The sequence below is a fragment of the Kosakonia sp. PSU_27 genome (genome assembly GCF_039409795.1).
GTDB lineage: Bacteria > Pseudomonadota > Gammaproteobacteria > Enterobacterales > Enterobacteriaceae > Kosakonia.
Map to the genome: position 1 here is coordinate 43,526 of NZ_JBCIVK010000010.1, position 14,868 is coordinate 58,393.

General features: G+C 54.4%; 12 protein-coding genes and 4 tRNA genes. 5 read left to right on the forward strand and 11 right to left on the reverse strand.

Annotation, left to right across the window (positions count from 1 at the left end):
• Positions 1–4: 4 nt before the first annotated feature.
• Positions 5–208 (reverse strand): lipoprotein, encoded by a 204-nt coding sequence (locus AAIG26_RS21680; RefSeq protein WP_020456014.1) that lies wholly within the window; start codon positions 206–208, stop codon positions 5–7.
• Between the two features lie 137 nt (positions 209–345).
• Between AAIG26_RS21680 and cyaY the strand changes: the two genes are divergently transcribed.
• Complete coding sequence (cyaY, locus tag AAIG26_RS21685; RefSeq protein ID WP_343181451.1) at positions 346–666, forward strand: iron donor protein CyaY; 321 nt, start codon at positions 346–348, stop codon at positions 664–666.
• A gap of 34 nt (positions 667–700) precedes the next feature.
• On the opposite strand, the gene cyaA is transcribed toward cyaY, so the two are convergent.
• Positions 701–3,244 (reverse strand): class I adenylate cyclase, encoded by a 2,544-nt coding sequence (gene cyaA, locus AAIG26_RS21690; protein WP_045512943.1) that lies wholly within the window; start codon positions 3,242–3,244, stop codon positions 701–703.
• Between the two features lie 312 nt (positions 3,245–3,556).
• On the opposite strand from cyaA, the gene hemC reads away from it, so the two are divergent.
• The 4 genes from hemC to hemY are packed head-to-tail and all read left to right on the forward strand — an operon-like array spanning position 3,557 to position 7,634.
• Positions 3,557–4,498, forward strand: a complete 942-nt coding sequence (hemC, locus tag AAIG26_RS21695) for a hydroxymethylbilane synthase (RefSeq protein WP_343181453.1) — start codon at positions 3,557–3,559, stop codon at positions 4,496–4,498.
• Positions 4,495–5,235, forward strand: coding sequence for a uroporphyrinogen-III synthase (hemD, locus tag AAIG26_RS21700; protein ID WP_045512940.1), 741 nt, complete (start codon positions 4,495–4,497; stop codon positions 5,233–5,235). Before hemC ends, hemD begins: the two co-directional genes overlap by 4 nt.
• 21 nt (positions 5,236–5,256) lie before the next feature.
• Positions 5,257–6,435, forward strand: a complete 1,179-nt coding sequence (gene hemX / locus AAIG26_RS21705; RefSeq protein ID WP_020456010.1) for a uroporphyrinogen-III C-methyltransferase — start codon at positions 5,257–5,259, stop codon at positions 6,433–6,435.
• Between the two features lie 2 nt (positions 6,436–6,437).
• Positions 6,438–7,634: a protoheme IX biogenesis protein HemY gene (hemY, locus tag AAIG26_RS21710; RefSeq protein ID WP_343181455.1), complete on the forward strand. Its 1,197-nt coding sequence runs from the start codon at positions 6,438–6,440 to the stop codon at positions 7,632–7,634.
• A 607-nt stretch (positions 7,635–8,241) separates the two neighbouring features.
• Here hemY and AAIG26_RS21715 read toward each other — a convergent pair.
• The 9 genes from AAIG26_RS21715 to wzxE form a co-directional block, all read right to left on the reverse strand.
• A tRNA-Pro gene (locus AAIG26_RS21715) sits at positions 8,242–8,318 on the reverse strand.
• Between the two features lie 38 nt (positions 8,319–8,356).
• A tRNA-Leu gene (locus AAIG26_RS21720) sits at positions 8,357–8,442 on the reverse strand.
• A gap of 28 nt (positions 8,443–8,470) precedes the next feature.
• Positions 8,471–8,546: transfer RNA gene (locus tag AAIG26_RS21725), tRNA-His, on the reverse strand.
• A 69-nt stretch (positions 8,547–8,615) separates the two neighbouring features.
• Positions 8,616–8,692, reverse strand: a tRNA-Arg gene (locus AAIG26_RS21730).
• A 103-nt stretch (positions 8,693–8,795) separates the two neighbouring features.
• A complete protein-coding gene (locus AAIG26_RS21735) occupies positions 8,796–10,181 on the reverse strand; it encodes an amino acid permease (RefSeq protein WP_020456008.1) in 1,386 nt (461 codons plus the stop codon).
• A gap of 258 nt (positions 10,182–10,439) precedes the next feature.
• Positions 10,440–11,180, reverse strand: a complete 741-nt coding sequence (gene wecG, locus AAIG26_RS21740; protein ID WP_020456007.1) for a lipopolysaccharide N-acetylmannosaminouronosyltransferase — start codon at positions 11,178–11,180, stop codon at positions 10,440–10,442.
• Positions 11,181–11,192: 12 nt separating this feature from the next.
• Positions 11,193–12,545, reverse strand: a complete 1,353-nt coding sequence (gene wzyE / locus AAIG26_RS21745; protein ID WP_343181457.1) for an ECA oligosaccharide polymerase — start codon at positions 12,543–12,545, stop codon at positions 11,193–11,195.
• Positions 12,542–13,621: a TDP-N-acetylfucosamine:lipid II N-acetylfucosaminyltransferase gene (locus AAIG26_RS21750; RefSeq protein ID WP_045512933.1), complete on the reverse strand. Its 1,080-nt coding sequence runs from the start codon at positions 13,619–13,621 to the stop codon at positions 12,542–12,544. The genes wzyE and AAIG26_RS21750 overlap by 4 nt, the downstream gene beginning before the upstream one ends.
• Positions 13,618–14,868: a lipid III flippase WzxE gene (gene wzxE, locus AAIG26_RS21755; RefSeq protein WP_343181459.1), complete on the reverse strand. Its 1,251-nt coding sequence runs from the start codon at positions 14,866–14,868 to the stop codon at positions 13,618–13,620. The genes AAIG26_RS21750 and wzxE overlap by 4 nt, the downstream gene beginning before the upstream one ends.

Consider the following 14,868-nt stretch of genomic DNA (forward strand, 5'->3'; position numbering starts at 1 on the left):
AACGTCAGTAATTCACCTGCGTCGGCGAGCCGTCATCACCACGATCGTTTTTATCCGGCGTGGCCGGCTGAATCGTGCTGGTTTGCGTTTTGGTTGGCGGCGGCGCGTTTTTATCTGCGGGCGGGAAGTAGAGTGGGCCTTTCAGACCACAGCCCGTCAGGCTAAACAGAGTCAGCAGTACGGCCAGCGTGCGAAACACATCTTTCATTATAAGTTGCCTGTAAGTTCGTTCTTTCTGCTTTCTATCATCGCAGGAGAAGACACAAAAGCAAGAGTTTGCGCGTTTAGGGCATCGGGAAATGTTTCGCGTTATACTGCTGCCATCATAAAAAACGGGATAAGAGAATGAACGACAGTGAATTTCATCGCCTCGCAGACGGCCTGTGGCTGACCATCGAAGAACGCCTGGATGACTGGGACGGCGACAGTGATATCGACTGCGAGATCAATGGCGGCGTGCTGACCATCAGCTTTGAAAACGGCAGCAAAGTCATTATTAACCGCCAGGAACCGCTACACCAGGTCTGGCTGGCAACCAAACAGGGCGGCTACCATTTTGACCTGAAAGGCGACGAATGGGTGTGCGACCGCAGCGGTGAGACGTTCTGGGATCTGCTAGAACAAGCGGCGAGCCAACAGGCGGGAGAAACCGTCAGCTTCCGCTGACATTCATTGCCCGGTGACATGCCGGGCAAATCGCTTAAGAGAAATACTGCTGCAACAACGGCGCATCGTTATCCTGATTTGCCGGCGTCGCGGTGCTGATTGCCTGATTACGGAACGGAATCACCTGCGCGCGACCTTCAACATTCACAATCTGGTAGAACTGCGGCAAGTTGAAGTTGATAAAGCTCGAACCGTAAGTAAAGCGATCGTGAGATGAAGAATAGAAACGGCTGACATCACGCACCAGCTCTTCTTTGCTGCCTTCGCAGTGGTGATAGACTTCCGCGCGGTTGCTCTCATCCAGGATATAGATGTTAAAGCCCTCTTCACCGGTCTCTTCAAAGAAGAATTGAATAATCCCTTCACTGGCAAAACCATCTACCACCGCAGGTAACTCAACGTGATTGGTTTCCACCTGCACCGAAAGGCCATGCAGCTTGTTGTGAGAAATCGCGCCGTAAAACTCAATCGCGTTTTCCAGCTTCTGCACGGAGACATTGAGACGTTCAAAGAACAGCCCCCAGGTTTGCCCGGCAACACGCAACGCTTTGAAACGCCCGGTTTCCTGGCGCGTGCTGGAGAGGCGCAGCTCAATACACTCCGACACCAGTTGCTGGACACGGGTGCGAATAAGACCACGTAAATGCTGGCTGTAGCAGAACACTTCGACGCTATCCGGCGGCGCGGCGTCCTGATGCATTTTACCCAGAATGGTTTTCAGCGCTTCGATCATCGCCTGCTCGCCGTTGAAATGCAGGGTTCGCACTTCATTCCACGAGTTGCGATAGAGCAAATCTACGCTGCCAACGAGGCAATTTTGCTGCTCGCCGAAGCTGAACACATCAAGTTTGCGAAAATCAAAATGCACCACCTGGTTACGGAACGCCGCGGTTGGGTCGTACTCCAGGTTAACAATGATCGCCAGGTGACGGATTTCACAAGGGCTGTAGAGCGCTTTTGGCGTCGGGGCAGGCAGCCGCAGCGGGAAGTGGTGGGAAACATCCGCCACCATCTCCTGCAACTTCGGCAAATCAACAATGCCGTTGCCTTTAATAAACAGGTGCGTACGTGAAGTCAGCAGACCGTTAAACCACGCCCAGGCGACCAGCTTATTAAGATAGCGGTTATATTCCAGCGGCTGATGGCTGACGATCGAATCCATATTTGGCGCGCGGTTGTAAAGATACCAACCCGTACGGTTGGCACGGCCCGGCGGCACATGAATAAAGGTTAAATTCGGTTCGGAGAGATCCGGTGAAATTTGCGGGTTCACTAGCGTTACTTTACCCGGCAGCGCTTCAAATGCCGCGTACAGTTTACGGGTTAATACGCCGATATCCTGCGGGCTGGCGGAAACGCTCAGATTGTTGCGACGCGCAAAGCGAATCAGGTTGCGGTAACTCTGCATCATCGCGTCGAGCAGTTCGTTGTGCGCTTCGCGTACCTGATCGATTTTCCAGTTTGCGCGGTTATCCAACATCGCTACACGCGCGTCATCCCAGCCCCACTCTTTTACCAGCTGCGAAATCACTTCGCGACGCCAGCCAACGCAGGCGCGCTCGCGGCTCAGTTTCTCGCAGACTTTTAAATAGAAACATCGGCGAGCAAGATCGAGACGTGCGGTGTCTTCAATCGCGATCAGGTATTCCGTCACGCGCTCCAGCATCATGCAGTAGTGATCGAGACCAAACGAGACAATCTCGCCATCATGCAAACGCTGTTTGATATCTTTCGCCAACAGACGCGTGTTGGGGTATTCCCAGGAATAAGCTTCCAGCAGCAGCGTTTTCAACACTGCTTTGTACGGTGAATCAATACTTTTATAGAGCTGCCACAAGCTGGCACCGAAGTACTCTTCCGCCGAAAGCGAGCTCAGACCACCCAGATCCAGCCATTCGTTCGGCGTTAAAACGCCCTGCGCATAGAGCGTCATAACGTAGTCGTCGTAATGCTCTTCTTCGTCTCCCGGCACCATATTCCACAGAATACGTTTACCGGCCAGGCGCACGGCGGTGCGGTAAAATTCGTCAAGCAACAGGATATGCTGCGTTGAACCGCAGTCCTCACCACCGAGACTGCCGCTTTCATTGTGGCGGAAACGGTTTTCATCAATCAGGAAGAAGCTCACTTCCACGCCGAGCGAGGCCGCCCAGCTCTCCAGCAGGCTGCACTTACGTTGCAGCAGCTGGCGCTCTTCATTATCGAGCCAGGATTGATGGCAGACCCAGATATCCAGGTCCGAGGAACAGCTTTGCCCAACCGATGAGGTACTGCCCATAGAATAGACGCCAGTGATCGGCAGTTCGCCTTTTGGCGACGCCTGCGGCGGCATACCACGGTGCATCTCAAGTTCGTTCAGGTAGTGAAGTTGGTTTTCATCAGGCGTGTAAAAGCAAATGCCCTGGGGAACGTTACCTTCAAGGTAACCCGGCATCAGCGGATGGTGGTAATGCAACAATGTAGGCAGCAGACTGTAAACCTGCTGGAAAGCAGGCCCCATGGCAGCAAGCGCGCGATCCACACGCAATTGATTGATGGCATCCAGTCTCTGTTTCAGAGTCTCAATATAGAGGTACAAGACATATCGCCTGATGTTTACAGAAAATCCAAAATAACCGTCACCTTTTTTCGCCCTTTATCTTTATAGGGGGAGTGACGAAAAAATGGTCTAAAACGTGATCAATTTAACACCTTGCTGATTGACCGTAAAGAAAGATGCGCTACAAACCAGTGTAGCATCAAACGCTCTCTGTAAAGTCCGAATTACAGCCCGGTTGCGCCTGCATTGCAGAGGTGTCGCCTTCTCGCACCCATGCAATCTACCGCGAGCACTGACACCCTAATGCAACAATGTTAGGATGGTCAACGGACGATAACGACGGTAACAAGCATGTTAGACAATGTTTTAAGAATTGCCACACGGCAAAGCCCTCTTGCGCTCTGGCAGGCACATTACGTTAAGGAACGCCTTGAGGCGAACCACCCTGGGCTAACAGTTGAACTGGTGCCGATGGTCACTCGCGGAGACGTGATCCTCGATACACCGCTGGCAAAAGTGGGCGGTAAAGGCCTGTTTGTCAAAGAACTCGAACTGGCACTGCTTGAAAACCGTGCCGATATCGCCGTGCATTCAATGAAAGATGTACCGGTCGATTTCCCGCAAGGGCTTGGCCTGGTGACCATCTGTGAGCGCGACGATCCACGCGACGCTTTTGTATCAAATCGCTATAACTCGCTGGATGAATTACCCGCAGGCAGCATTGTCGGCACCTCCAGCTTACGCCGCCAGTGTCAGTTAGCGGAGCATCGCCCGGACCTGGTGATCCGCTCCCTGCGCGGAAATGTCGGCACGCGTCTTAGCAAGCTCGACAACGGTGACTATGACGCGATTATTCTCGCGGTTGCCGGTCTTAATCGCCTTGGACTGGGTTCCCGCGTTCGCACTGCGCTGCCGCCGGAAACCTCGCTGCCAGCTGTCGGCCAGGGCGCAGTAGGTGTTGAGTGTCGCCTGGACGATACGCGTACGCGTGCCCTGCTCGCGCCGCTCAACCACGACGACACCGCCGTTCGCGTGAAAGCCGAACGCGCCATGAATACGCGTCTTGAAGGCGGCTGCCAGGTGCCAATTGGCAGCTATGCTGAACTGATTGATGGCGGGATCTGGCTGCGCGGTCTGGTTGGCGCGCCAGATGGTTCCATCATGGTACGCGGCGAACGTCGCGGCCGTCTGGAAGATGCCGAGCAGCTTGGTATCTCACTGGCGGAAGAGTTACTCGATAATGGCGCACGCGCCATTCTGGCCGAAATTTATAACGGAGACGCCCCCGCATGAGCATTCTGGTCACCCGCCCGTCCCCCGCTGGGGAAGAATTAGTGAGCCGACTGCGCACACTGGGGCTGGTGGCCTGGAGCTTTCCGCTGATCGAATTCACGCCGGGTCGCGAGTTGAGTTCGCTGCCCGCCCGGCTTGCCGCGTTAACCGCAGACGACATGGTGTTCGCGCTGTCGCAACATGCCGTTTCCTTCGCTCACGCGCACCTGCAACAACAAGGTCTGCGTTTTCCGCGCGAACCGCACTATTTCGCGATTGGTCGCACCACCGCACTGGCACTGCACACCGTTAGCGGGATTGACGTGCGCTATCCCCTCGATCGGGAAATCAGCGAAGTGTTGCTACAATTACCTGAATTACAAAGTGTTCAGGGCAAGCATGCGCTAATCTTACGAGGTAACGGCGGGCGCGAAGTGCTGGCGGAAACGCTGGCGGCGCGCGGCGCCGACGTTGAGTTTTGCGAGTGCTATCAACGCAGCGCGAAATGTTATGACGGCGCGGAAGAAGCGATGCGCTGGCACACACGCGGCGTGACCACGCTTGTGGTCACCAGCGGCGAAATGATGCAACAACTGTATTCACTTATTCCTCCCTGGTATCGGGAGAACTGGTTACTTCGCTGCCGCCTGGTGGTGGTAAGTGAACGTCTGGCGCACCTCGCCCGGGATCTGGGCTGGCAGGATATTCAGGTCGCTGACAATGCCGACAACGATGCGCTGCTTCGCGCATTACAATAACTCTCATAATGGGAAGCCATAATGACGGAACAACAACACTCCTCCGCTGAGGTTGAAGAGACCAAAGCGGCTGACGGCGCAACGCCGCCGCCGGAGAAAGCAGAGAAAAATGCACGCGCTAACAGGACCAGCCTTGCACTCAGCGCGATCGCCATCGCGATTGCACTGGCATCTGGCGCAGGGCTTTATGGCTGGGTGAAACAGCAGACCGCAACCCTGAACAACAACAATGGCGAACTCGCCGACCAGGTGATTGCACTACAGCAATCGCAGGATAAGCAGCGTGCGGAGCTGGAAGGCGTAATCAAGCAGCAATCCAGTGAGCTTGCAGCGGCCAAACACCAGAATGACGTGCTGGCAAAAGAGCTGAATGAAGTGCAGCAGAAAGTGGCGACCATTTCCGGTTCCGACGCCAAAACCTGGCAGTTGGCTCAGGCTGATTTTCTGGTGAAACTGGCCGGTCGCAAACTGTGGAGCGATCAGGATGTCACCACCGCGGCGGCACTGCTGAAAAGCGCCGATGCCAGCCTCGCGGATATGAACGATCCGAGCCTTATCACTGCCCGCCGCGCAATTACAGACGATATCGCCAGCCTTTCCGCCATCACCCAGGTGGATTACGACGGTGCCATTCTGAAGTTAAATCAGCTTTCCAACCAGATTGATAACCTGCGTCTGGCGGACAATAACGATGATGACTCCCCGATGGACGCTGACAGCAGTGAACTGTCCGGCTCCATCAGCGAATGGCGGGTAAACCTGCAAAAAAGCTGGCAGAACTTTATGGACAGCTTTATTACTATTCGCCGTCGTGATGAAACAGCCGTACCGCTGCTCGCGCCGAATCAGGATATCTATCTGCGTGAGAACATCCGTTCGCGCCTGCTGGTTGCCGCGCAGGCCGTTCCGCGCCACCAGGAAGAGACTTACAAGCAAGCGCTGGATAATGTCTCCACCTGGGTGCGGGCCTACTACGATACCGATGACGCCGCGACCAAAGCGTTTCTTGAGGAAGTGGACAAGCTGAGCCAGCAAACCATCGCCATGGATTTGCCGGAATCACTGCAAAGCCAGCCGATTCTGGAAAAACTGATGCAGACGCGCGTACGTAATCTGATGGCTCAGCCAGCGCCAGCCGCTCCTGCTGAACAGCCACCTGCACCTGCCGCGCCTGCAGCCCCTACAGCGCAAGGAGAGTAACCATGTTAAAAGTGTTATTGCTCTTTGCACTGTTGATCGCCGGGATCGTGCTTGGCCCTATGCTTGCCGGGCACCAGGGGTACGTGCTGATCCAGACCGATAACTACAACATTGAAACCAGCGTTACCGGGCTGGTCATTATTCTGGTGCTGGCGTTGGTGGTTATCTTCGCTCTCGAGTGGGTGCTGCGCCGCATTTTCCGTACCGGCTCGCATACGCGTGGCTGGTTCGTCGGCCGTAAGCGGCGTCGCGCCCGTAAACAGACTGAGCAGGCGCTGCTGAAACTGGCGGAAGGCGATTATCAGCAAGTTGAAAAGCTGATGTCGAAGAATGCCGATCACGCTGAGCAACCGGTGGTTAACTACCTGCTGGCGGCAGAAGCGGCGCAGCAGCGCGGCGATGAAGTGCGTGCGAACCAGCATCTGGAACGCGCCGCAGAGCTGGCGGAAAACGATCCGATCCCGGTAGAAATCACCCGTGTGCGCCTGCAACTGGCGCGTAACGAAAACCATGCCGCGCGTCATGGCGTGGATAAGCTACTGGAAATCACTCCCCGCCACCCCGAAGTACTGCGTCTGGCGGAGCAGGCTTACATTCGCACCGGCGCGTGGACGTCGCTGGTGGATATCATCCCGTCGATGGCAAAAGCCAACGTTGGCGACGATGAACACCGCAATCTTCTGCAGCAGCAGGCGTGGATCGGCATGATGGATCAAGCGCGTGCCGATCAGGGCAGCGAGGGGCTGAAAACCTGGTGGAAAAACCAGAGCCGCAAAACCCGCCAGCAGGTGGTGTTGCAGGTAGCCATCGCTGATCACTTAATTGAGTGTGACGATCACGATACTGCGCAAGAAATCGTGCTTGATGGTCTGAAGCGCCAATATGACGATCGCCTGGTACTGGTCATCCCTCGCCTGAAAACCAATAACCCGGAGCAGATCGAAAAAGTCCTGCGCCAGCAAATCAAAACGCAGGGCGATCGCCCGCTGCTGTGGAGTACGCTGGGGCAATCGTTGATGAAGCACGGTGAATGGCAGGAAGCTTGTCTTGCGTTTCGCGCCGCGCTGAAACAACGTGCGGACGCGTTTGATTATGCCTGGCTCGCCGACTGTCTCGATCGCCTGCATCAACCGGAAGAAGCCGCCACCATGCGCCGTGACGGTTTGTTACTGACGCTGCAAAATAACCCGCCTCACTAACACTCTGATTCGAGTTGCAGGAAAGCCAACGCGCCTGCAACCCGAAACATGGAGTGTTACGACATAAAAAAACGCCTGCCGGAATAATCAGGCAGGCGTTAAAACAGGTCTTTGACAACTAAATGGGTGCTTCACTCAACGTTATGTCCATGGTGTTTGATGAGGCCGAAGCGACATCTGTCTGTGGACGATAAGCACCGTAAACGGCTCTGCATCATTCCTGAGTTTATGAGGCCTGAAGGCGAACATAAGAGATGGAATGAGCATCTACGCGTATATTATTGCACATACCGTGCCATAACTGCATTAACTAATGTTACAGCGCGCAAACTTTTAAAATATCAGTAAATTCAGCGTTTCTTGCCCCGCCACCACGGTTTAACCGTCTTTCCTTAAAGCCAAAGTGTCGCTGCATAGCGACAAATAGCAGACTAATTACTATAGCTTTTTAAAATCATAGGATTACATGTCACCGTTAAGCGACACGCCAGATGCAGATTGTCGTCCACGAGCAACACAGGCAAAAAAGGGGATGGAAAGACGAGCAATGCAGAAGAAGTGGCAGAAAGTCAAAAACAAAAAACCCCGCTTACGCGGGGTTCAAAATTGGTCGGCGAGAGAGGATTCGAACCTCCGACCCACTGGTCCCAAACCAGTTGCGCTACCAAGCTGCGCTACTCGCCGTTTTACTGCTTTTTGAATTTTTTGTTCAATCTAAGTTGTGGTGCGAGGGGGGGGACTCGAACCCCCACATCCTAAGGACACTAACACCTGAAGCTAGCGCGTCTACCAATTCCGCCACCTTCGCATTCCACGAAACTTGTACTGCAAAATAATGGGGTGGCTAATGGGACTCGAACCCACGACAACTGGAATCACAATCCAGGGCTCTACCAACTGAGCTATAGCCACCACTGTAAATCTGTTCACGCGGTATCGTGATATTTCACGAACCACCGCAGCTCAAGCGCCGGGTTTAAATGGCGCGCCCGACAGGATTCGAACCTGAGACCTCTGCCTCCGGAGGGCAGCGCTCTATCCAGCTGAGCTACGGGCGCGTAGCGCCGTTGCGGGGGTGGATAGTACGGACTTCGGGCGCGGCTGTCTAGTGCTTTTTTTAAAGAAAATGCGCGTTTGGTTATGCTTTGCGCATTTTGCCTCTTATTCACCCACCCGTTGCGTCACAGCATGCCGATGGAAGCCAAATACCTTATACGCCACCGTTACCGCAGCGAGGAAGATAATGCCGACAAACAGCGACATACGCGTGTCATCGTTGAAGCCCATCCCCACCAGCACGCAAATCAGAAATGCCATGGTTAACCAGTTTGCCCACGGGAACAGCATCGAGCGGAACGGATGGCTGGCAATCGCTTCTTTATGGGCTTTACGGAAACGCAACTGACTAATCAAAATCACGAACCACGGCACCATGCCTGGCAACACGCTGGCGCTGTATACGTAAACAAACACCCGCTGTGGGTTCGGAATCACGTAATTGAGGCAGGAGCCGACCAGCAGAATAATGATAGAAATGGTCACACCCATCGCCGGAACGCCGCTTTTGGACACTTTCGCCACCGCCGCCGGCAGCTGACGGTTCTTCGCCAGCGCGTAAAGCATACGACCACAGCTATACATACCGCTGTTACAACCGGACAGCGCCGCCGTCAGCACAACAAAGTTAATGATACCAGCCGCCGCAGTGATACCGATTTTGGCAAAGGTCAGCACAAACGGGCTGCCATTGGTGCCAATTTCATTCCACGGGAAGATGGTAACAATGACAAAAATGGCACCCACATAGAAAATCAGAATGCGCCACAGCACCTTACTGACGGCGCTACGCAGCGTTACTTGCGGGTTTTTCGCTTCACCTGCGGTGATACCAATCAACTCGACACCCTGGTATGAGGCCACAACGATACAGAGCGCGGTTAAAAAGCCCTTCCAGCCGCCGGCAAAGAAACCGCCATGTGCGGTCAGGTTGCCAAAACCGATAGAGTGACCACCATTACCAAAGCCGAAGAAAATCACGCCCAGGCCCACGACAATCATCACGATAATGGTGGTGACTTTGATCATCGCAAACCAGAATTCAATTTCACCATACAAACGCACTGCAGCCAGGTTGGCCAGGGCGACCAGCCCCACCGCAATCAGCGCGGGTATCCACTGTGCAAGATCCGGGAACCAGAACTGGACATACACGCCAATCGCGGTGATTTCCGAGATGCCAACCGCCATCCACATAAACCAATAGGACCAGGCGGTGAGATAGCCAAAAAACGGGCTCATATAGCGATGCGCATAAACCGCGAAAGACCCGGCGACCGGCTCCAGAAACAGCATCTCGCCCATCGAGCGCATAATAAAGAAGACGAAAATCCCGGCGATAATATACGCCAGCAATACCGACGGGCCTGCCCATTTCAGCGTACTGGCAGCCCCCATAAACAGGCCTACGCCTATGGTGCCCCCGAGGGCAATTAATTCGATGTGACGAGACTCCAGACCACGCTGAAGCTCTGGTTTGTTTTCGGCCATAAATCCTCTGTTGTGTTTGCTTCTTTCTTTGCCCGCTCTGCGGGTTATTGTTATGAGTTTTTCCTCAGCTCATAACAGGCCATGCTGCACCGACCCGGAAATGGTTGGCGCAAAAAACACCACGGCACTGCAATGAGTGAGCGAATGGTTTCTTAAAATGAGGAAAATGGCAAACGATGTATAAAAAAAACAGGAGTAATGCACAATAAAACAGCAACAGGAAGGAAAAAGGCAGCGCATTACGCCGCCGGGGGAGAGTCAGAGTTTTCCGCTGTAGTGCCAGCGCAGATAACGCAGCAAGCGTAACTGGCGTTTCAGCCGCGTCGGTTGCGACAATAAGCGATACAGCCACTCCAGCCCTGATTTCTGCCAGAGTTTCGGCGCGCGCTTCACATGGCCGGTAAAGACATCGTAAGTGCCACCCACGCCCATATACAGCGCATCCGGCCAGACAGCACGGCAGTCGCGCATAAAAATCTCCTGTTTTGGCGAGCCCATTGCGACGGTGACGATTTTCGCCCCGCTATCGCGGATCCGCTCAAACAGCGCTTGTCGCTGCGCCGGACTAAAGTAGCCGTCCTGGCTTCCCACAATATTCACCTGCCATTGCGCACGCAGTTTCTGCTCTGTTTGTGCCAGCACTTCAGGTTTGCCACCGACCAGAAACACCGGTGTGCCCGTTTTTCCTGCCCGTGCCATCAGTTGTTCCCAGAGATCGGCCCCCGCAACGCGAGAAACCTGCGCCTGCGGGAATTTCTTGCGCAGCGATCGCACGACGCTGATGCCATCGGCGTATTTATATTCCGCCGCCTCAATCAACGCGCGAACTTGCGCGTCATCTTCCAGCGTCAACATTTTCTCCGCGTTGATCGCCACCAGCGTGCCCTGCCTGATTTGCCCATCCGCACAGAGAAAATCCAGCGCGTGTTGCATATCTCGCCAGCCAACCAGTTTCAGACCGCGCAGGTCATACAGCGGCGCTGCCGTCTTATCCGTCATGTTAAATCCTTTTCACACCTGGGAGAGGGGTTTTACTACGCGCGTATCGCGGCGATGTATAAGTCCTGCACTGTCAAACAGCCAGTACAGCAGTTTCGCCATCAGCAGGCAGAAGCCGAAAATAGCAAGGAAGAACACCACCCGCGAGGCAAACGCATCCAGCCCTTCGCGCGCCAGCACAATCATGTTGAAAATAGCGCCAAAGCAGAAACTATGAAGAATTGCGGCCTTATAACGGTTGGTTTCCCGGTTTCCTAAAGTATATAACCAGTCGAACCATTTAATGATCAGGCCTACCACCACCGCACCCAGCGGGATAAACCACGCGCCGCCCATCACCACTAACGAACCAATCAGCGTGGGCGAAATTGCCAGCCCGGAGTGATTGTTCAGCACTTCCCAGGTGAAGTAATTCGCCGTGTTGAGCACAATACCAGGCCGCGAAGGCCATAACCATGAAGGGATAAACACGTAGAAGTCGCGCACAATCGGCGCCAGCCCCTGAAAATCAATCTTGTCGTAGTTTTGCAACAGCAACGACAAGTTTTCCCACGGCGAGAAGGTGTCGCGCGTCAGGTATAAAAAGGTGTAAAACGCCTCGTCGCCGCTGACATTTAAGCCATAGCGTTTCAGCGCCAGCCAGAACATACCGACAATCCCCAGCACGCCCGCTGCCGCCAGCATCCAGAGCGAAATCCAGCCGCGAATAATGCCGATAAACAGGAAAATTGCGAACGCGATAATGATATTGGCGCGCGTCCCGCCAACAATCATGTAGGTCAGCAGGCCAAACGCTACGGTGCTGACCAGAAAGAACAGCCACGCCTGCACACTCTGACGCAGAAAGTAGACCACCAGCATCGCCGGAATAAAGAAGTAGAAGAAACGTTTTAACGCGACGCCGGACACTTCGCTGGAGAAGATCTGACTATAGGAGTGCAAGCGGAATAACAGGAAGCCGTTGTGCATAAAGAAGATCCCCACGCTCACCAGCGCGATGATCATCAGCACCACCCATGTCAGATGCGCTTCCACCCGGTTAATAGTGAACAGAGGGCGACGTGTCACCTGTTCGGCTTTCGCCCGCAACCGCGTTTTGTACGTCACGTAATAGATGCCATAGAAACATGCAGCCGCCAGCAATGACTGCATCATAATTCCCGGCGGTGCCACGGCGACGTTAAAACGGAACATCAGCACGCAGGTCAGCGGAAAACCAAAGAAAAAGGTCAGCAGAAACAGCAGCGAAAAGAAAACGTTAAAATTAAACCGCACACGGCGGAATTCAAACCAGGTCAGCGTGGCGATAAACAGCGTCGCCAGCAGCCAGATGATAAACAGTCCGCAAAACTCAAGTGGGCTCATCCGACGATCCCCGCAGCCATACGCAGCGTTTTATGCCAAAGCGTAATGTAATTCGGGCTAAAGAACGTAATGGCATGCTTATCCACTGCCACCAGCTGCCGCCGTGCTTCGCGGATCACCGCTTCGCTTAGCGCATCGCTGGTAAACAACACCGGAATATCTTCTGCCACCATATCGCGCCAGAACGGATTCTCCCGGTTCAGCACGCAGGGAACGCCAGCCTGAATTAGTAAGCAGAGCGTGCCAATCCCCTGCTGACGCGCGAAAATAAAGTAACCTAAATCGCATTGCGCCAGCAGTGCCAGATAGGCATCAAAGTCCATTTTTTCGCTCAGAATACGCAAGTTATCTGCGCTAAATAGCGCCAGACCGGCGTTGCGGACCGCGGTGATATAGCTGTCGTTATTCGCCGGATAACCCATCGGTACAATGATATTAACCGTGTCGCCAAACTGGCGGTGAATCGCTCGCAATGCAGCAATATGCTCGTTGCTCGGGTCGCCGGAGTTACCCACCAGAATCGTCAGTTTGCCTTCCCGTTGCAGTTCGTGCGCCATGGTATTCAGCGCCGGATCCATACGCGTTGGGAAATAGAGCAGCTCGCCGCGCACGCCAGGGTTACGTTGCCCGAACCAGGCCAGATCGCCACGGGTAGCAAAAATGCAGCCCACCCGGCGTTGCGCTAAACGGCGCAGCGGATAAAAAAGACGGAATTTGAGGCTACGCGACACTTCATACAGATCGGCGCCCCAGGCATGCCAGTAGAACTGTTCGCGCCTGATAGCACCGCGCAATAACGCCAGCCACAGGCCGAAGTTGAACTGACCGTGAAAGAAAAAGCGTTGCTGGCGATCGGCTTTTGCGCGCGCAACAACGGCCTTTGCCAGCGCGTTTTTATCGGCATAGAAGTGCAGCGTTAATTCCGGATACGCCGCGCGTTGCCCTTCGTCGCAGCCAACAACCATAAATTCACGGGCATACGCGCCCGAAGCCGCAAGGTTTTCGTTAAAAAACCGCAGAACAGTCTGGTTATGGTGTGGGATATCCGATCCCAGTACGTGAATCAATGCAGTCATGCCTTCTTACGCCAAATCAAAAAAGCGCCGCAACAAGCGGCAAAATAACAAATGTAGGTCGCCATATAGGCCTGCGCCGCGCCGATAGCGCCATGCGCCGGGATAAGCACGCGCGAAAAGAGCGTTAACAGCGCGAACTGGCTCACTTCCGCCAGAATATAAAAGCGCAGCGACGCTTTGGCGATAACCAAATAACCAAATACGTAAGCGCCCACTTTCAATACATCCCCGACCAGCTGCCAGGCGAACAGATCGCGCATCGCCGTGAATTTGTCAGAAAACAGCAGCCAAATCGCCACATCGCGTAGCAACCAGACGCAAAGGCTTACTGCCGCTACCGCCGGTAACACAAAACGCAGCGATTTCACGATTTCACGCGAGATCTCTGCTTTTGTGGTCAATCTGGACAATGTTGGCAACAGATAAACGCTGAACGAGGCGGTGATAAATTGCAGATAAGCATCGGAGATACTGCTGACCCCTTGCCAGATCCCCACCTCATCCCAGCTGTAATGTGCCGCCAGTTGGTTTCGCATCATCACGTAAGCGAGCGGCATGGTCGCCGAGGTGATCAGCGCCATTAGCGTAAATTTGCTTAACTGCCCCGCTAATCCGTTGTCCCATTTCGGCGCAAAGTACGCCAGCGGAACACTGCCACGCCGCATCAGCATGAACATTGCCGGGATAACCACCAGCGCCGGAACCAGCGCCATTCCCAGCAATGCGCCCTGATAGCCACCCAGTTTGAAGCAGAGAAACCACGCCAGTACGCCGATCACGCTACCGATAATCAGAGAGAGTGCGTTACTTGCTGCGTCGCGGAACCCTTTCATTACCGCCAGCAGCAGGTTGGCCCATGCAATGCCCATCTGCACCAGCGCCACCAGACGCACCAGCCCCTGATAATCTTTATGCCCGAATAACCCCTGGCTGATGGGTGCTGCCGCCAGCAGAAAAATCAGCGCCAGCAGCGTCGAAAAGCCCAGCACCATCGCGGACGACGTGCCCACAGCAACGCGCAAACGGGCAGGATCGTCATGGTATTGCGCGACAAATTTCGTTACGCCGTTAAAAATCCCGGCGCCTGCCAGTACACCCAGCACGGTGATAAGCTGGCGGAAATTCCCCGCCTGCCCGACACCTGACGGGCCAAACGCCACCGCAAGCAATTTGACCACCAGCAAGCCCGCGCCAATCTTGACCAGCGTGCTGGCGGCCGTCCATATCGATGCTTTTGCCAGCGACAT